The following is a 17,499-nucleotide window of genomic DNA, read 5'->3' as shown; positions in this document are numbered from 1 at the left end:
GATCGGGAGCGCGCTGCTGCAGGATCAGGCGCGTGTGGCTATCGTTTCAAGTGCACGCGTCGGAATGGGGACTCGGTCTCGTGAACACAGGTGCGGGAAACCAAAGTGAGCTCCGAGCCGTCGCTTGGCGTTGCGCAAAGCCATCACCGCCATGACGGAGTCAACGGCGAGCCGGCTAAGACCAGGGAGTTGCCCCGGGTCTTGAACAAGCGAACGTCCAATCTTGCGCAGTTCAGGCTTACCTGCTGGCCCGATATCTATGAGCGCTGCCCTCGGAAGTTTTCGATGAGCGGGGTTTAGAACAACACGACAGACGGCAAAGGGAATTCTGAGTTCGGAAGCAATTCGAGCGACGATCTGCGACTCCATATCGGCGGCAACCGCCCCGGTGATGCTATGGAAATCCCGTCTCTCTTCAAGACTTGTCATCGGGGAAGCGACACCAGCTATCGCAGAGTAGCTGGCACCCGGGATCATCCGAAGGAGCTCCTCGGCCCAGGGGAGGTCAGCTGGATAAGCTTCATCTTTCGCGGCAAATACCGACGAGGCGATGACAATGTTACCTGGTCGGAGCTTCGGATCTAGCCCGCCGCACACCCCGAAACTTATAATGCCGCGCGCGCCATGTCTGATGGCGTCACGCAAGTAAAAGGCGGTCCGGTCACCTTCAGCGATCATCGCTGGCGCGCCGGCTATTCTGGCCTCGATCGCAAGTCCAACTACGGCGATGACCGCCTTCAAGTCACAGCGGGGGGCGCCAGTCTGAGCGTCGTTGACCGTGACATGCAGCGTCATCAGAGGCGTCGATAATCCTGAAACCGAAGTATTTCCAGACTCGGACAATCAAGAGTAAGCCGGCACTAGCACTGTCCGTCTAGACAAAATCGACAGGCCTCCCGATTGGAAGCCAGTTGTTGGAGAACTGTGCCTCGGACACCACAGCTGCCCCCTGATCGCGGCGGAGACTCGCACCTTCAATGGCGCAACGAACCCAAAGCGGACTCCTCGCAAATACCGTGAATCGCTGTGCTTCAGCGAGAGCGATGCCATGATCGAATTTTGCCGCTGTTTTGCCCGACGTGTCAAACCCGTCGAACTACCGCTCGCGTATCCTGCCGGCAAAAGTACTCTGCTAAGCTATTCTATTTGCTGGGCCGTTCTACTGTGCATGGGGTTGTTTTCGACATTTTTAGTCGGAACCCCGTAGGGTGGATTAGCCCGCGGCTGCGCGAAGCGCAGTCCGCCAGCGTAATCCACCACCTTCATTGCGGCTCGATGGTGGATTACGCTGCGCTAATCCACCCTACGATTCATCCAAACACATACGACGCCATCGCGACGTTCGCGACCTCGTCGACGAAGACGCGCTTGCCCACGTCGTTGCCGGCGGCACCTGCCGCGACCATCAGCGGCAACAGATGGTCCTCGCGGGGATGCGCGAGACGCGCGCTCGGCGCGTTCTCCCAGTCGACCAGCATCGCGTTGCGGCGCGCCGCATCCGGGTTGCTGATCGCCTCGTTCAGATAGGCCTCGAAATCATACGAGACCGGCTTTGACTCCGGCCGGTTGAAGCCGCGCATGTTGTGATAGGTGAGCCCGCTGCCGACGATCAGGATGCCTTCGTCGCGGAGTGATGCGATCGCCTGCCCGACCTTGATGTGCTCGGCCGCATCGTAGCTCGCCTTCAGTGACAACAGCACGATCGGCATGTCCGCGTTCGGATACATCAGGCCGAGCGGCACGAAGGTGCCGTGATCGAAACCCTGATTGGGATCCTCCCGGCAATCGAGGCCGGCGTGCTTGAGCAGCGCCTTCACCTCCGCAGCGAGCTCGGGCTTGCCAGGCGCCGGATATTTGAGGTGATAGGTATGCTCGGGGAAACCGTAATAGTCGTACACCATCGGCGGGTGCGCCGAGGTCGACACGGTGAAGGCTTCGGCCTCCCAATGGCCGGTGATGACGAGCACGGCCTTGGGCTTCTCGGGGAGAAGCTGCGGCAACCGGCCGAACTCCGCGGCCGTCTTGGCATATTGCACCCGCCGGTCCTCCATGAAGGGCCATGGGCCGCCGCCATGCGACAGGAAGAGGGTTGGAAATCGCGTCATGGATGCCGGCTCGTCTCGTTGACCACATGCGCGTGCGAGCTGCCCGCGCGAACGGCGGCGAGCATAGGCAAACCGGTATGGTTAGCAAGTCGTTAACGATTTGCCGCCCACAATCCGGCCATGGCCGAAGGAGTCGGCCTGAAGACAAGCGGGACGTGAGATGAAGAAGTTTGCGCTGGGGGACGTCGTCAACAGTGACAAGGGCCGCCGCGGCGTCGTTCGCGCCGCCTACAGGTCCAAGGACGGTCAGCAGTTCTACGCCGTCGAGAAGGACGGCGCGATGGACCATCTGGAAGAACACCGGCTGAGCCCCGCGCCGCGCGTCGAGCTCGCGGCCTAAGCCCAACTCATTTTCTGCTCTCGCTTGCAAGCCGGTCCAGGCGATCCGACCAGGGGTCGTCTCCGCTCGCGATGCGATCGTTCGTGATCAGCAGCAGGCGATCGCGGTCTGCGGCCGCGTCCCAATGCGGCAGATCCGGGCCGTTGGGATTGCCATTCCTTGCAAAGTTGATCCAGTAAGCGCGCATGCGGTTCGCGACCTCGCGATCCCCCCATGTGAGCAGTCCCGCGCCGGGCACGCCTTCCGCGCCGAAGATGAATTGCAACTCGCGCCCGTGCCCTTCGTCGGGATTTGTGCGCCGGGCCTCGGTCACGTAAGCGAAGCGATAGCGAAACGTAGGCGCACCGGTTGCCGCATGGAGGCGGGCGAGCAGCCTGACCGGCTCGGAGAAAACCTTGTCGGTATAGAATTTGGCTGCGCGCTCCGATGGTCTGGCGATGTCAGGGTAGAGCTGACGCAGCTCATCGGTGCTCTCGCCCGAGGACGCCAGCGTCTCCTTGATCTCCCGCTCGCCGTCGAAACGCGTCTCGTCGTCATTCGAGCCGATCATGAGTGGAATGCGGCTTTCATGTCCTGCTGTAAATCCAGTGGCCACGTCTTCGCGCAGCAGGATACCATCCATCGCGGGCGCGAAGCTGCGTTCGGATTTGGCGAGCAGTTTTTGTTCGGCCGCAAGCAGCCGCGCCGGCGCAGCGACGCGCAAATCCGCCTGCTGCCCAAGCGCCGCCACGAATTGCCGGCCCATGGCCTCCGCCTCCTGCACCGGGCGCAGGCGCGCGCGGCCGGGCAGCGATTGCAGAATGGCTTTCTGGAACAGATCGCGCGATTGCGCACACAGCATCAGCAGCGCGATCGACGTCGCGCCTGCGCCGCTGCCGAACAAGGTGACATTGTTCGGATCGCCGCCGAAGGCTGCGATGTTGTCGTGCACCCAATGCAGCGCCGCGATCTGGTCCATCAGGCCGTAATTGCCGGAGCCACCTTCCGACAGCGCGGGATGAGTGAGCCAGCCGAGCGCGCCGAGACGATAATTCACGGTGACCACGATGAGGCCGGCTTGCGCGAGCTTTGCACCGTCGAACAGCGGATCGTTCGCGGTGCCGCTGACGAAGCCGCCGTCATGGATGAAGACCATCACCGGCAGCGGGCCGTCGACCCCGAAGGGACGGAATACGTTGAGCGTGAGGCAGTCCTCGCTCGTATCAGGCAGCGAGGGCTGAAGACACGGCGCGCCGTACTCATAGGCGGTGCGCATCTCGGGGTTCTCGGCCGTTACCTGCGGTGGGCGCCAGCGCAGTGCGCCGACCGGAGCCGCCGCGTAGGCCAGCCCCTTGAACGACGCCACCTCGCCCTCGACGGCGCCGAGCATCTGTCCTTCACGCGTCAGCGCGAACGGAAACTGCCCGACCGCCTGAGCGACGGCCGCACCGTCCCAGCAGAGGAGTGAAGACGCCACAACGAGGGCAAACTGGAGCCGCATCCTGGGGGATCTCGATGCGCCAAAAGGTTCCCCGACAGGTTACGTCTGCGGCCCGCGATGAGGCAAGCTCGGCGGCGTCCGTCTAGCCGCCCTTGGCGACGATCTCCGCCAGCGCGCGGCGTGCGACGATGCCGAGCTCACCAAGCGTGGAATGGCCCGATTGCGCCGCCTCGATCAGGCGTTCGGCGATGAACCTGCGGCTGTCGTGATCGCCGCCGTGCGGCAATTGGCGGCACGTCTGCTCCAGGACGACGTCCATGTTGGCTTTCGTCCGCTCGCTCAACTCTGTCATGACGTCCGGTTGGTACGCGTGGCTTGTAACCGCAAGCATACACAGAAGGATGTGGTCTGATTAGCCCGGACAATCCCGGCGGTTGTGCATCGCGGTGCGTGTATCGCCGCAACCTTCGCGCGGCCACGATGGTGCCGCAAACGACTACCGAAGATTGTACCTGTCCTGATGACAAGCCAAGCCTGCGGCGATAGCCTGCCGGCAAAACAAAAGACACGGGAGGAATACCATGCCAGACGCAATGGTCGCCGCACGTGAGTCCAAAGCGGCGAGTGGAACAGCCCAACAAGTCGACGTTGCCGTGGTCGGTGCCGGATTTGCCGGCCTTTATCTTCTCCATCGCCTGCGCAAATCCGGCCTCACGGCGGTCGCCCTCGAGGAAGCCGGGGATGTCGGCGGCACCTGGTACTGGAACCGCTATCCCGGCGCCCGCTGCGATATCCAGACCATCGACTACAGCTACACTTTCGATCCGGAGCTCGATAACGCGTGGACCTGGTCGGAGAAGTACGCGACCCAGCCCGAGATCCTGCGCTATCTCGGCTTCGTCGCCGACCGCTACGATCTGCGCCGCGATATCCGCTTCAAGACCAAGGTCACGGAAGCCAAATGGGATGAAGCGACTGAGCGCTGGCAGCTCACCACGAGCAGCGGCACGCCGGTCTCCTGCCGCCACTATATCATGGCCACAGGCTGCCTCTCCGCACCGAAGCCGCCGGAGATCGACGGCGTCAAGGATTTCGAGGGCAAAGTCTATTTCACCGGGCGCTGGCCGCATGACGGCGTCGATCTCGCCGGGAAGCGCGTCGCCGTGATCGGCACAGGGTCGTCGGCCATCCAGTCGATCCCGCTGATCGCCGAGCAGGCCGCGCATCTGACCGTGTTCCAGCGCACGCCAAACTTCGCGCTGCCGGCGCATAACGGCCCCTCGCCATCCGATCGCATGGATATTTTCCAGAGCGACCGCGCGGCCTATCGCGAGCAGGCGCGACAGTCGATGACCGGCGTGCCCTATCCGCAGCAGACCGTCGTGAGCTGGCAATTGAGCGATGCCGAGCGTCGAGAGCGGTTCGAACGTGCCTGGGCAGCCGGCGACCTCGTCCACATCCTGACGCAGCTCTGGGCCGACCAGGGCGTCGACTTCAACGGCAATGCGCTGATCGGCGAGCTGATCCGCGAGAAGATCGGCGCTGCCGTGAAGGATCCGGAGACGGCGGCGGCGCTGATGCCGCACGACCATCCCTTCGGCGCAAAGCGCCCCTGCCTCGATACCAATTACTACGCGACCTACAACCGGCCGAACGTCACGCTGGTCAATCTGCGCCAGGAGCCGATCAAGGCGATCACCGCGAACAGCATCACGACGGCCAGGCGCAGCGTCGATGTCGACGTCATCGTGTTCGCGACCGGCTTCGACGCCATGACCGGCGCGATCCGCGCCGTGCATCCGATCACCGGACGCGGCGGCAAGTCGCTGACCGATGTCTGGGCGCAGGGGCCGCAGACCTATCTCGGGGTCACGGTCGAAGGGTTCCCCAACTTCTTCATGATCACCGGGCCCGGCAGCCCGTCGGTGCTGTCGAACATGGCGGTGTCGATCGAGCAGCATGTCGACTGGGTCGTCGACCGCGTCGCTGCGCTGCGCGACGCCGGCTTCACCACGATCGAGCCGACCGAGACGGCGCAGGCCGGCTGGGGCCGGCACATGACGGACTGTTCGATGGTGACCCTGCACCGGCTCGCCAACACCTGGTACACGGGCGCTAACGTTCCCGGCAAGGTGCAGGGCTTGATGCCTTATACCGGCGGCGTCGGCCCCTATCGTAGCATTTGCGACGAGGTCACGGCCCGCGGCATGCTCGGCTTCAAGCTGACCGTCCCCAACGGCGCCGCGCAATGCAACGACGGCGAGGTGGTATGCCTGCAGCCTGATGTGCGGCTGGTGCTGAACCTGCTGGCATCGCTGAACCTGCCGCCGATCGAGTCGATGGGCGCGCTCGGCGCACGCGCCTTCGTCAACGAGTTCAACAAGGGCCGGCCCGCGGGACGGCCGATCGGCGAAATCGTCGACGGCACGCTGCCCGGCGCGGACGGCCCGCTGCCTTACCGGATCTACAAGCCGGCAACGCCGGGGCCCCATCCGGTCGTGGTCTATTTCCACGGCGGCGGCTGGGTGCTCGGCGACGAGCAATCGGACGAGCCGCTCTGCCGCGATCTGGTGCGGCGGACCGGCATGATGTTCGTCAGCGTCGGCTATCGCCACGCGCCCGAGCATCGTTTCCCGACCGCAGCCGAGGACGGCTATGCGGCAACGCGCTGGATCGCCGAGCACGCGACCGAGCTTGGCGGCAGGCCGGGCCCGGTGCTGGTCGCAGGCTGGAGCGCCGGCGGCAACATCGCCGCCGTCACCTGCCAGCTTGCGCGCGATCGCGGCGGGCCTGAGATCGCCGGCCAGCTCCTGGTCTGCCCGGTCACCGACTGCACCTTCGACCGGCCCTCCTACAACGACAATGCGACCGGCTATTTCCTGACGCGCTCGCTGATGTACTGGTTCTGGGACCTCTACTGCTCACCGGCCGACCGCACCGATCCGCGCGTCTCGCCGCTGCGCGGCAACGTCGCCGGCCTGCCGCCGGCCTTGGTCGTCACCTGCGAATTCGACCCGTTGCGCGACGAGGGCATCGCCTATGCCGAGGCAATGGCGGCCGCCGGCGTCCCGGTCGAGCAGCTCAGGGCGCGCGGCCATTTCCACTCGTCCTTTGCGATGGTCGACGTGGTGATCACCGGTGTAGCGGGTCGGGTGCAGATGGCCGAAGCCCTGCGGCGCTTCGCCGGGCTTCCGCCGAAAGTCAGCCGCGGCGATGAGGATAGCCACGATCATGCCAGCCCGGGCCACAGAATCGCGGCGGCCGCGAGCTGATTTGCGACAAGGCGGCCGGGAACCTTTTCCCGGCTGCTGCGTTAAGCGCTTGGCATTAAGATGCAGTGATAGGTGTGGGCCCCGGCACGCAGATCCGCGTGTTGGGGCAATTTTTGTTGCGTGAGGGACGATGGGAGACGTGGTTGCGGATTCAAAGGTCGATTTCGGAGCGCCTGCAACCCTGCATAAATGGCCGTCGCTTGCGAACCAGCGCCGACCGGACAGGGATTCTTATCAGGTGAGCGAAGGTACGCTCGACCAGTGCATATCGGCCTTCATGGAGAAGCCGGCCACGACCAGGCATCTCTATGAGATTCACACGATTGCGCAGCCGCCGCTGGTCACCGATATCCTCTCGCCCGAGCATGTCATCGAGCTATCGCGGTTGAGAGAATTTCTCTGATTGCGTGCAGACGCGGAAGCTGCACGCGCGCGACAAGCTTTTCACGAGGCAGGAACCTTCTACCGGATTTTCCCGTTAACCGGGATCGGAAGTCGAGACGAGAGCCCCAAGATGCTTGAAGCCGGCGTACCATCCGCGGTCGTGCCCTATGGCGCAGACCAGACCCTGTTCGTGGTGATTGATCGCCGCGACAAGGCGACTGAAATCCGCATCGAACGAAGCGATCTTGAAGCGACGATCGGCGAGCTCGTCGCCGGCTGCTTCAACGATCCGATCAAGGTGATCTCGTTCAACACGCTCGAACACTGGATGAAGGACATCTCGACCGAAATCGCCGGCGAGATCAAGGCGCGCTGCGACATCGATGGCGTCCGGCTTCCCGACTATCTCAGCGACTTCGTCGAGAGCCATAGCTGACCGCGCCTCGTCCTCGTTGATACGTCTCAAATCGCAGGCAAAAAAAAGCGCCGCTTCCGCGGCGCTTTTCGTGTGGCAACATCATTGTTTGATACGTGATCTTATCGGAAAAAACACGTCACGCTTTCTGGATCATGCTCTAGTGGTGCCAGAACAATGCCAGCAGCAGAACGATCGGCAGCGGCACGCCAAGCAGCCAAAGCAAAGCACCTCGTCCAAAACCCATGACTTCCTCCTCCACATTCATCAATGACTTGACGCCAGAGACGAACAGAAGTTCCGCGCCTCGCAGCGAGGGCGAATGCGTCCAGTGCATGGTTTATCAGGCGCGCCGATACTTGCCGGCGATGACCTCGATTTCGCGGCGGCGTTCGCCGGCGAAGGTCAGGAGCTTTTCGATCGTCAGCGTATCCGTGATCCGTTTGGCGAGCCGCTCGGCGCGCGCGGCCTGATCTTCGAGATACTGGATCGTGTTCAAACGCCGCCTCCCCCGAGGACTCCAAATTGGAGCCCCGACTTGTTTGGGCACTCATGGTGCGCCAGGGCGACTAACACTCGGTTAAGCGGGGCGGCTCAAGTCAATCAATCTCTATCGCACCACGTCGAGCCGGACATTGGTGATGCCCTTGTCGACCATGCCGAGCGCCTCGGCCGCGGACGGCGAGATGTCGACCACGCGCCCACGAACATAGGGCCCGCGATCGTTGACCCTGACGGTCACGAAGCGGCCTGAGGAGACATCGGTGACGCGCAGCTTGGTGCCGAACGGCAGGCTGGGATGCGCCGCGGTCAATTCGTTCTTGTCGAACCTCTCGCCGCTCGCGGTCTCCGTGTCCGAATAGAAGCTGGCAACGCCGTGCGAAGCGGTTTGCTTTGCGTCACGGTCGGGGACGCGTACCCGGCTGATCGGACGCGGATGCAAGGCCGCTACCCTATGGGGCCGCTGGACTGCAGCCTGCCGATTGGTGCCAAGATCGGCCTTCTGGCGGCCGACCGGCGATTGTGCGCAGGCGGCGAGCGATGCGGCACCGACGATGGCGAGCAGCAACCGGCATGAGCTTGCGAGGGAAATTCGGGCACTTTCGGCACGTGCAATGCGAGACATGGTACGCCCTCCGAACTGCCCGGAGTTTCGGCGGGCAATGAGGGCAGAACCTTGGCTGAAGGAAAGCAGGCTTAGGGCCACGACCGTTTCGCGCCGGCTGTGGCGATTCCACCACAGTGGCGTGTCCTAAGTCGAGCCAGACTCGCGAAAAACTAACCCGATACAACACGCCAGACGATCGGGCGCGTCTCCAGCTGCGCGTCGCTCGCCTCGGTGTCACCCTTCAGGAGCCGCATCAGCTCGCGCCGATAGAGCCGCCGCCAGCCGGTTTTCAGACTGGCGAGAAAGTCGAGTTCCCGTTGCGTCAGTGTGCACATCATGGACCCGATCCGGTTGCGCAGGCCGCGCCGTCAGCCGACGAGGCCGCCCATCGGCTTGACGTCAGCACTGCCGGGGAAGACCGCATCCGCCAGCACCTTCTGCTCGACGCGCAGATGGTCCCTGAGCAGGCCCTTCAGCACAGCGCGGAGATCGGTGGTCGGCTTGAGGTCGCGATCCTCGAACAGTTGCGCGGACTTCAGTCCCGGCCAGTCCGCGATCACGCGGCCGCCGGCGAGCGCGCCGCCAATGAGGAAGGCGACCGTGCCGGTGCCGTGATCCGTGCCCTGCGTGCCATTGATACGCGCGGTGCGCCCGAACTCGGTGACGACGGCGACGACCGTCTCCCGCCACGCCTCGCCCATGTTGGTCTCGATCGCCGCAAAGGCGCCATCGAGCGCACCGAGCAGATTGTAGAGCTGGCCCAACGCCGCGCCTTCGGCGATATGCGTATCCCAGCCGACGAAGCCCATGCGCCGACGCGCGGGCCGTCGGGCTTGGCGAGATAGCGCGCGGCGGTGCCGGCGGCTTCGGCGAAGTAGGCGCGCACGCGCGCGATGCCGGGCGGCATCAATGTCGGATCGTCCGACATCGGATCGCCCGTGCCGGGCGCGCCGCCGAGCGAGGCGAGCTTCATGCGTGCCTGGAGCACGGTCGCAAGCTTCGGATCGGTGTGCTGGTAGAGATCGAGCAGGCGGTTCTGCGTGTCCTCGCTCGCCGGTAACAGTTTTTGCGGCACCCATGTCATGACGGGCGCCGAGCCGCGCACCACCAGCGGCGTCACCGAGCCGATGCCGAGCGCACGGCTGCCGCGCGGATCGACGCGCCCACCCGACTCCATCGCGAGCAGCGCGCGGTTGAGCCATCCCGATGCGGTGGCACCGGGCTTGGTGAACCCGCTCTCCAGCACGTCCTGGCCATCGAAATGCGAGCGCTCGCGATAGGGCGTCGCGGCAGCATGGACGATTGCGGCCTTGCCGGTCTTGTAGAGCCGGTGCAGGTTCGGCATCGCCGGGTTGAGCGCGAAGAAGGAATCGAGCGGCAATGCCGGCGGCTTGCCGTCCAGCACCAGCGCGCGATCGCCGCGCAAGCCGACCCAGTCGGGATCGCCGACCGGCGCGACCGCACCGAGACCGTCGAGCGCGCCACGCAGGACGACGACGAGAAGGCGCGGATCGCGCCCTTCGGCACGTGCGATCCGCGGCATCTGGCTCCACGCGAACAGCGCACCGGAGCCGACCAGAAGCTCGCGCCGCGTGGGCAAATGATTGACGAAGCCCATGCTCACCTCCTCTGAAAATCTGCCGACATGAACAGCAGCGCCAGCGCCTGCTGGCGGCTCTCGGCGCGGCCGACCGCCTGCTTCACTTCGGGCGCGATCTGCGATGCGAAGACGTCCTCGATGATCCCCTGCGGATCAGCAGTGGCCGCCACGCGCTCGGCAAAATTGTTGGCGATGTCGAGCCGCCGGCCAATGCCGTCGATCCAGCTTGCCTCGTCATCCGGATAGCCCTTGGGCGCCGACGGCCGCCACAGCCCTTCGCCGAGCAGCTCCTGGCCCGCCGTGAAACGCGTGGGGTCGACGACCGTAATCCCGGTCGCGCGCACCATGCCAACGCCCCATTCGCTCGGACGCTTCAGTTTTGACGGCGACCCGCGCCACGCGTCGTCCGACGAGACCATCGTGATCGCGACCTGCTTGAGATCGCCCTCGGTGTCGCGGAACGTCTTCGCCATTTGTTCGACGAGTGGCGGAGGCGGCTCGTCGGCCACGAAATGCCGTACGAGCTTGGTTGCGACATGGGTCGCGGTCGCCGGATGCGCAGCGAGGTCGCGCAGCACGGCGCGGCCCTGCTCGGCATCCTCCTGTTCGTAGCGCTTGCCGAGCACGGTCTGCCCGCCGGGCTCGTGCAGCCGCGGATTGAAGGTGAATTCGCCGCCGTGCTCGGGATTGTCTCCGGGCGGAACAAGCGTCCATCCCGTCAACACATTGGCGAAGCTGATCACGTCGTCCTGGGTGTAGCCGGTCCGCACACCCAGCGTGTGCAATTCCATGATCTCACGCGCAATGTTTTCGTTGAGGCCGCGGCTGCGGTTGATGCCGGCGATCGAGTTCGCGCCCATCGAGCCCAGATTGTCGAGATAGAACAGCATCGCCGGGTGGCCTTCGACCGCCAGCAGAAGATCGACGAAGTGGCCGAGCGCATTTGCGCGAATGGCCTCGCGCTCGTAAGCACCCGACATGCTCTGGATCTTGTAGGCCGAGATGCAGAAATGATTGGACCAGAACCACACCAGCCGCTCGGCGAAGCCGATGTCGGCGGCGAGCGCGGCTTCGATGCGCAGCTTGGCTTCCTGCAAGTAGATCGGACGGCCGGGATCGGGAACGGCGTCGGCCGCCTGCTTGGCCGCCATCTCGGCAGCATCCTTCTCCTGGCCCTGCGCTGGCGCTTGCCCCTCGGTCTGCGCCTGAGCCTGAGCCTGGTCACCCGGAGCAGTTGGCACCGCGGCCACCTGCTGCTTCTTGGCCTGTTGCTGCGCCTGCTTGGCGCGCGCGGCTCGCCGTGCATTGGCATCGGCCACTGTGCGATAGGCCTTCGCACTGGTGGGAAGGCTGGCGGCGGCGCTCAATGCGAGCGGCCGATCGAGCTCTGCGATCAACGCGCCGCGCGGGTCGGTCCCGACAGCCGCAAGTGATCCCGGTCGCGGCCCCATCCCGAACCGATGAAGCGCCAGCACCGCTTCAGCCTTTGCAGAATTGCTCATGGCGAACGCCCAATTCTCCGAGCCACCCGACGGCAGCGCGATGTTGCCGCGTGCGGACTACGAACCGTAATGCTACAGACCGTAACACTAGAGATCGGCTTGCGCAAGCCGGGATTGAAAACGCCGCTGCACTATCTCGGTAGAACAAGCGCGCATCCGCTGCCCGGCGGACGCGCGTGAGAGGCCTAGAAATTCGGCCCGAGCGCGATCTTCGCCGCGTGCTGCTCCCAAGGCCCAGGATTCAAGATGAGCCCAGAGACTTTGCCCGCGGCGTCCCTGACGAAAGCGATCCGGGTACGATCTTCGTCGGCTGCGGTGAATTCGTTGCTTGATGTCGCCACGAACGGGGTCGCCTTGCCCTTCTCGAATTCGAGGACCGGCCAGACCCCCGTCGCTTCCGCGACGAGCTTGCCTTCCGCGACGCGAACCTGAAGCCGGACCGAATTGACACGGCGGTCGGCTCTCACGACACTGAGGTCGTTCACGCCGTCTTGCCCCTTATGGACGAGCTTCATCTTGATCGTCGAGTTGGCTGGCCCTCGCAGCTTGGCCAGGACATCGGCGAGCGCGAGGCCTCTCAGCGGCGCGCCGTCAATTTCAGTGATGAGGTCACCCGCCGTCACACCGACCTTGGTTGCGGGGCCGCCGCCAGGGTTCGGCTTGTTGATCCTCAGCCCCTCCTGCTCCATGGCGACGAAATTCCCGATTCCAAGCCATCCGGTCTTGCCATCGGCCAGGCCCTGCCTGTCACGCGAGCTCACCGTGGCGCCGAAGTCATAGGTTCCGGCATAATCGGCGAGCAATCCCGGGCTCAGGGTCACCGGCTCAGCCGGCGGGACGGCGGTCGACTCGGGAATTGTCAATGCGCCATAGACGAGGTGATTGATCCCCGAATACAGCACCGCCTGGCGCGCTTTGCTGCCGGGCGTCGCCTGGACCATCTGTACGCCGATCAATTGCTCCGCCGGATCGATCCAGAAATACGTGCTCCAATGTCCAGCCCAGGAAAAGCTCCCGACCGCTCCCGGGATCCAGCTTTGGACCGGATCGGCGCGGATGGCGAAGCCAAGCCCGAAGGTTGTTCCCGCGCGGGCGCCAACCTCGTCACCTCCGAAGATGGTGACACCCGATGGCAGTGCGTTCGTCGTCATCTGCTTCACCGCATGCGGGCTGAGCACGCGCACGCCATCGAGCTCGCCGCCATTGAGCAGCATCTGGCAAAAGCGGAGATAGTCGGGCGCGGTCGATACGAGTCCGCCGTCGCCGGAAAACAACTTTGGCGGCGTCGTGACATCCCAGATCGGCGGCCGTTCCGGCATGGGAGAATCGACCAGCCGATCGAGCTTCTCCTTCGGTACAAAGAAGCCGGTGTCGACCATATGCAGCGGCCCAAAGATGCGGCTCTCCAGGAACTGATCGAAGGGCTGACCGGACGCCACTTCAACGACCCGGCTCAGCACTTCGGCGCTCCAGCCATATTCATGGACCTCGCCGGGCTCGTGCGCGAGCGGCAGGCGGGCCAGGCTCGACACGAATTCCGCCAACGTCGTGTCGCGTCTCCGCACGGCCCTCAAGCCGTAGAGCCCATGGATCGTCCGGATCCCGAAGTCGGCGCTTGCGTCGGCAAGGCCCGGTTCCGGGTAGGCAAAATCGAGCTCCGGATAGATCAGGCCAGACGTATGGCGCAACAGATCGCGAACCGTCATCGCACGTTTTGCTGGTTTTGGCAGACCGAGCCCGTACTCCATTTCGCCTGTCGCCGGGTCCGCCTTCTGGAAAGCGACCCGCATGTTCGCAAGCTCCGGCAGATATTGCGAGACGGGCGCGTCGAGGTCGAGCTTGGCCTCATCCACCAGAATCATGGCGGCGACACTGGCCACCGGCTTGGACATCGAGGCGATCCAGAAGATGGAATTCGTCTTCATCGGGACGGTCTTGGCGCGGTCCTGAAATCCGATGGCCTGCAAATAGGCGAGCTTGCCGCCCTTCGCGATTGCGACGACGGCACCGGGGAGAAGGCCGTCCGACGGCGAGAAAGAATCGAAGCGCGCCTGATACCACGGCGCGATCCGCGCCAAACGCGCGGCCGAGAACCCCAGGCTTTTCGCATCGCCCGGCGTCGCGAGGTCATCGGCGAACGCCGTCCCCGACAGGCAAAGCACAACGGGAATCGCCCACATCGATGCGACGAGTCTCATTCCGCAGTCTCCGCAGAAGCACAACAAATCTGAACAGGCACTCCTGCGGCAGATGTGAACCGTTAGAAATTGGGTCCGAGCGCGATCTTCGTGATCGTGCCGTTCCTGACGCCGATGCGCCATTCCGCCGAGCCGTTGGCGAACTGCGCGACATAGATGTCGCTGTCGAGCGCCGTGACACCGCGGAAGGAGACCGCACGCAACGCGCCGAGCCGCGCCAGGATCGCCTGATCGAACGGAAGCTGCTGGCGCGTGATGTCCGCCACTTCCGACGTCATATGCTCGTAGTCCGGCTGGCCCTTGCCGACACTATCGATGTAGCGGCGCAGCATCTCCTCACCATTGGCGATCGGAACGGCGCGGCGCGCGGCGCGGCCGGGACGCGCACCGAGGTTTGACGCCTCGACGTTGTGGAAGCGCGTCTGCCGGCCCGGCACCAGAACCTCAAGGCAGCGCCCCGACTTGTCGGCGATCATCCAGGGATTGTTCACGGTGGTCGTGGAGGCCCAGGTCGCGTTGGGCCTGACGACGCTCTGCATCCTGCGATTGCCGCTGGCGTCGAGATTGAAGACCTGAAGGTCCTCGCCCATCTCGTTGTAGACCATGATCCTGATCGGCGAGGTGCCGGCGCGGCCGCGCACGCTCGCCTCCTCCGAACAGGAGACGATGCCGCCGAGTTCGTCATTGCCGTCGGCCCGGAACAGCACGTCGCCGGCCTTGCCGTCGGGCTCGAGCATCAGGCGGAATTCGGCCGTGCCGTTCTCGAACTTCGCGCCATAGATGTCGTAGCCGCCGGGGCCGACGCCACGGAAGAAGAGCGATTCCACCGCACCGAGCGCCTGGAACGTCCCCCGCATTTCATCGAGCTGCCGGTGGACCTTGGCTGCGAGCGGCGCGCTCATGCGTTCGTAGTTCGGCGTGCCGCGGCGTAAGTCTTCAATCCCGCGCAAGATCATCTCCTTGCCGCCGGCGACCGGGACCTGCTCCCTGAACCTGTCAGGAACTTCCGCAAGGCGGCGCGTGAAATCCGCCTCGACCGCCTGGGCCACCGCTGCATCGACGCGAGGCGCGAGGCGAGCGCCGAACATCGCGCTCTGCACCAGCACGCGTGCAACCTTCGACTGCTCGTCGCGCAGGAAGATCAAGAGATGGTCGCCGCGGAAGGAGAAGGCGTCAGCGCCCTCGGCGAGGACCTGCGTTGCGCCCTGCCCCGTCTCACGCAACCAGAGACGATCGCCGTCACGCCGCAGGGTGAGCACGCGGTTCGGCGCGATCCTGTACCAGCCGACATATTGATCGAGCGATGCAGGATCGACGGCCGCCGTCGGCATCTCGGCGACGCGAACCGCGCGGATATCGCGGCCGTTCATGCGCAGCGTCAGCTCGGAGGAGCGGCGCTCCGCATCGAGCGGGAACGTGATCTCGCCGGACGAGGCCGCATAGGCCGCGGTGCCGTCACTGCCAACCGTCAGGCGCAGCCTGCGCTGTCCGGTGAGCTGGCCGTAGAGGTCGTCGCCCTCGCGGAAGATGGCGAACACCGAGGCAGGACCCATGGCGTAGAAATTGACGAAGGGGCGGTAATGCTCTGCCGGCACCTCGCCGGTATCCGCGGCGACGGGCACGGGATCCGGGGTGCGATAGGCGATCATGCCGGCGGACACGATCACAGCCGGAATGATCGCGGCCGCGATCCACAGCCGCTTGCGCCAGCCGACCGCGACGGGCATGGCGGCGGCCGCGATGATGCGCTCGACGCGGGCGCGCACGGTCGATACCCGCGCCATCGCGAGCTCCACCGGCCGCGGATTTACGCTGGTTGCGACATCGAGCAGGATTTCGGCATAGGACCACCGGTCGTCGATGACTTCGATCGCCTCGGCGTCGCTGATAATCTCGGCGAGCTCGGCAAGGCGCGCGAGCTGCCACCACGAGAACGGACTGAACCAGAACACTGCACGGTTGAGCGAGGCGAGCAGCAGGACATAGAAATCGCGATTGGCGACGTGCGCGCCCTCATGCGCAAGCACCGCGAGGCGCTTCTTCGCATCCCAGCCGGAGAACTGCGGCGGCACCAGAATGGTCGAGCCGAACGTGACGGGACCGCCGACCTCGCGGCTGACGCGCACGTCGGCGTCGATCAGCTGCGGGCCGCTCATCGGCCTTGCCGCGCGTGCCAGACGCCAGGTCAGGCAGAGACCGATGGCCAGCCGCAGCAGCAACGCGCCGGCGACGCCGGCATAGACGATGGTGGCGACCAGCCACCAATTGATCGATACAGCAGCTTTTGCCGGCGCCACGACAGCAGCGCCCGGCGGAATCGGCAGCGCGGGTTGCAGGGCCTCCGGCATCGAGACGTCGGCCGGCAGGAAATCATCCGGTACGGATACCGGCAGAGGCATCCGGGTGATCGTCAGCGTCGGCCAATGCATCACGAAGGGCATCGCCAGCGATGCCAGCAGCACGACGACCCACGCCGTCATGTGGACGTGCGGATTGCGCACGCGAAACAGGTTGAGACCGAACCAGACGACGCCTCCCAGCACGAAGGAGCGTAGCGCCGCCTCAGCCAGAGTTGCGATCATTCTTTCTTCACTCCCCTCGCCTTCTTCGCCTTGGCCACCTGGTCGGCCAGTGTACGCAGCTGCTGCTGGTCGAGCATCGCATTGTCCACCATGCCGACGAGGACTTCCTCCATCGAGCCGTTGCAGAACCAGTCGACGATACGCTGCACCGCCTTGGCCGCGACCCGCGCGCGCTCTTCTGCAGCGTGATAGACATAGGTGCGTCCGTCCACGGTGTGCCGAGCATAGCCCTTTTCTTCCAGCCGGCGCAGCACCGTGCGGACCGTGGATTCCTTCAGACGCCGCGACAGCCGCTCGCGCACGACCTCGGCCGTAACGGGACCATGGGCCCAAACCAATTGCATGACCTCGTGCTCGAGGTCGCCCAGTTCGGGCAAACGATCGTCCATGGCATCTGACCTTGCGGATTGAGTTTTCTTGTAACGCTACAGATCGTCGCATATGCGGCCGCGCCGCGCAACGGCGATTCCACCTGAAATGGTGTTGCTATGCCGTCATGCCCGGGCTTGTCCCGGGCATCCACGTTCTTCGTCCCGCGCGGCAAAGCGTGGATGGCCGGGACAAGCCCGGCCA

Annotated in this window: 16 protein-coding genes and 1 pseudogene; 4 read left to right on the top strand and 13 right to left on the bottom strand. The window is 64.7% G+C overall.

The window, feature by feature from the left end:
* Positions 1–24: 24 nt before the first annotated feature.
* Positions 25–795, bottom strand: coding sequence for a phosphorylase family protein (locus AB7290_RS10625; protein WP_441253382.1), 771 nt, complete (start codon positions 793–795; stop codon positions 25–27).
* A gap of 515 nt (positions 796–1,310) precedes the next feature.
* Positions 1,311–2,105, bottom strand: a complete 795-nt coding sequence (locus AB7290_RS10620; RefSeq protein ID WP_441253381.1) for a DODA-type extradiol aromatic ring-opening family dioxygenase — start codon at positions 2,103–2,105, stop codon at positions 1,311–1,313.
* 160 nt (positions 2,106–2,265) lie between these two features.
* On the opposite strand from AB7290_RS10620, the gene AB7290_RS10615 reads away from it, so the two are divergent.
* Positions 2,266–2,445 carry a hypothetical protein gene (locus tag AB7290_RS10615; protein WP_014493109.1) on the top strand — a complete coding sequence of 60 codons (180 nt, stop codon included), beginning with the start codon at positions 2,266–2,268 and terminating at the stop codon, positions 2,443–2,445.
* Positions 2,446–2,452: 7 nt separating this feature from the next.
* Here the strand turns inward: AB7290_RS10615 and AB7290_RS10610 are convergent, their stop codons facing one another.
* Positions 2,453–3,925, bottom strand: a complete 1,473-nt coding sequence (locus AB7290_RS10610) for a carboxylesterase/lipase family protein (protein WP_441253380.1) — start codon at positions 3,923–3,925, stop codon at positions 2,453–2,455.
* Positions 3,926–4,007: 82 nt separating this feature from the next.
* Complete coding sequence (locus tag AB7290_RS10605; protein WP_231143017.1) at positions 4,008–4,184, bottom strand: hypothetical protein; 177 nt, start codon at positions 4,182–4,184, stop codon at positions 4,008–4,010.
* A 262-nt stretch (positions 4,185–4,446) separates the two neighbouring features.
* Here AB7290_RS10605 and AB7290_RS10600 point away from each other — a divergent pair, with 262 nt between their 5' ends.
* From AB7290_RS10600 to AB7290_RS10590, 3 genes are all read left to right on the top strand, one after another.
* Complete coding sequence (locus AB7290_RS10600; RefSeq protein ID WP_441253379.1) at positions 4,447–7,137, top strand: flavin-containing monooxygenase; 2,691 nt, start codon at positions 4,447–4,449, stop codon at positions 7,135–7,137.
* Positions 7,138–7,267: 130 nt separating this feature from the next.
* Positions 7,268–7,540, top strand: coding sequence for a hypothetical protein (locus AB7290_RS10595; RefSeq protein ID WP_063979744.1), 273 nt, complete (start codon positions 7,268–7,270; stop codon positions 7,538–7,540).
* 111 nt (positions 7,541–7,651) lie between these two features.
* Positions 7,652–7,957, top strand: a complete 306-nt coding sequence (locus AB7290_RS10590; protein ID WP_014493104.1) for a hypothetical protein — start codon at positions 7,652–7,654, stop codon at positions 7,955–7,957.
* 139 nt (positions 7,958–8,096) lie between these two features.
* Here the strand turns inward: AB7290_RS10590 and AB7290_RS10585 are convergent, their stop codons facing one another.
* The 9 genes and pseudogenes from AB7290_RS10585 to AB7290_RS10545 all read right to left on the bottom strand — a co-directional run bounded on the left by AB7290_RS10585 (position 8,097) and on the right by AB7290_RS10545 (position 17,315).
* Positions 8,097–8,273: a hypothetical protein gene (locus AB7290_RS10585; protein WP_167767957.1), complete on the bottom strand. Its 177-nt coding sequence runs from the start codon at positions 8,271–8,273 to the stop codon at positions 8,097–8,099.
* Between the two features lie 6 nt (positions 8,274–8,279).
* On the bottom strand, positions 8,280–8,435 hold the full coding sequence (locus tag AB7290_RS10580) for a hypothetical protein (protein ID WP_014493103.1): 156 nt from the start codon (positions 8,433–8,435) through the stop codon (positions 8,280–8,282).
* A gap of 111 nt (positions 8,436–8,546) precedes the next feature.
* A complete protein-coding gene (locus tag AB7290_RS10575; RefSeq protein WP_085401556.1) occupies positions 8,547–9,062 on the bottom strand; it encodes a septal ring lytic transglycosylase RlpA family protein in 516 nt (171 codons plus the stop codon).
* 152 nt (positions 9,063–9,214) lie between these two features.
* Positions 9,215–9,382 (bottom strand): hypothetical protein, encoded by a 168-nt coding sequence (locus AB7290_RS10570; RefSeq protein ID WP_166101541.1) that lies wholly within the window; start codon positions 9,380–9,382, stop codon positions 9,215–9,217.
* A gap of 30 nt (positions 9,383–9,412) precedes the next feature.
* Positions 9,413–10,662: pseudogene (locus tag AB7290_RS10565) on the bottom strand (DUF1501 domain-containing protein).
* Positions 10,663–10,664: 2 nt separating this feature from the next.
* Positions 10,665–12,146, bottom strand: coding sequence for a DUF1800 domain-containing protein (locus AB7290_RS10560; protein WP_071910568.1), 1,482 nt, complete (start codon positions 12,144–12,146; stop codon positions 10,665–10,667).
* A gap of 185 nt (positions 12,147–12,331) precedes the next feature.
* Positions 12,332–14,344: a serine hydrolase gene (locus AB7290_RS10555; protein ID WP_244623081.1), complete on the bottom strand. Its 2,013-nt coding sequence runs from the start codon at positions 14,342–14,344 to the stop codon at positions 12,332–12,334.
* A gap of 62 nt (positions 14,345–14,406) precedes the next feature.
* Positions 14,407–16,926, bottom strand: coding sequence for a M56 family metallopeptidase (locus AB7290_RS10550; protein ID WP_135214133.1), 2,520 nt, complete (start codon positions 16,924–16,926; stop codon positions 14,407–14,409).
* Entirely contained in the window at positions 16,923–17,315 is a 393-nt protein-coding gene (locus AB7290_RS10545; protein ID WP_014493096.1) for a BlaI/MecI/CopY family transcriptional regulator, read from the bottom strand. The genes AB7290_RS10550 and AB7290_RS10545 overlap by 4 nt, the downstream gene beginning before the upstream one ends.
* Between the last annotated feature and the right edge of the window lie 184 nt (positions 17,316–17,499).

Origin of the sequence: Bradyrhizobium sp. 613_E4_N2_2 (assembly GCF_052075995.1) — a bacterium.
GTDB lineage: Bacteria > Pseudomonadota > Alphaproteobacteria > Rhizobiales > Xanthobacteraceae > Bradyrhizobium > Bradyrhizobium barranii.
This window is presented reverse-complemented; position numbering and strand designations above follow the sequence as displayed.

Coding starts and splice junctions, on each gene's coding strand:
- AB7290_RS10625 (WP_441253382.1), bottom strand. CDS start 795: ATGACGCTGCATGTCACGGTCAACGACGCTCAGACTGGCGCCCCCCGC.
- AB7290_RS10620 (WP_441253381.1), bottom strand. CDS start 2,105: ATGACGCGATTTCCAACCCTCTTCCTGTCGCATGGCGGCGGCCCATGG.
- AB7290_RS10615 (WP_014493109.1), top strand. CDS start 2,266: ATGAAGAAGTTTGCGCTGGGGGACGTCGTCAACAGTGACAAGGGCCGC.
- AB7290_RS10610 (WP_441253380.1), bottom strand. CDS start 3,925: ATGCGGCTCCAGTTTGCCCTCGTTGTGGCGTCTTCACTCCTCTGCTGG.
- AB7290_RS10605 (WP_231143017.1), bottom strand. CDS start 4,184: ATGGACGTCGTCCTGGAGCAGACGTGCCGCCAATTGCCGCACGGCGGC.
- AB7290_RS10600 (WP_441253379.1), top strand. CDS start 4,447: ATGCCAGACGCAATGGTCGCCGCACGTGAGTCCAAAGCGGCGAGTGGA.
- AB7290_RS10595 (WP_063979744.1), top strand. CDS start 7,268: ATGGGAGACGTGGTTGCGGATTCAAAGGTCGATTTCGGAGCGCCTGCA.
- AB7290_RS10590 (WP_014493104.1), top strand. CDS start 7,652: ATGCTTGAAGCCGGCGTACCATCCGCGGTCGTGCCCTATGGCGCAGAC.
- AB7290_RS10585 (WP_167767957.1), bottom strand. CDS start 8,273: ATGCACTGGACGCATTCGCCCTCGCTGCGAGGCGCGGAACTTCTGTTC.
- AB7290_RS10575 (WP_085401556.1), bottom strand. CDS start 9,062: ATGTCTCGCATTGCACGTGCCGAAAGTGCCCGAATTTCCCTCGCAAGC.
- AB7290_RS10570 (WP_166101541.1), bottom strand. CDS start 9,382: ATGATGTGCACACTGACGCAACGGGAACTCGACTTTCTCGCCAGTCTG.
- AB7290_RS10560 (WP_071910568.1), bottom strand. CDS start 12,146: ATGAGCAATTCTGCAAAGGCTGAAGCGGTGCTGGCGCTTCATCGGTTC.
- AB7290_RS10555 (WP_244623081.1), bottom strand. CDS start 14,344: ATGAGACTCGTCGCATCGATGTGGGCGATTCCCGTTGTGCTTTGCCTG.
- AB7290_RS10550 (WP_135214133.1), bottom strand. CDS start 16,926: ATGATCGCAACTCTGGCTGAGGCGGCGCTACGCTCCTTCGTGCTGGGA.
- AB7290_RS10545 (WP_014493096.1), bottom strand. CDS start 17,315: ATGGACGATCGTTTGCCCGAACTGGGCGACCTCGAGCACGAGGTCATG.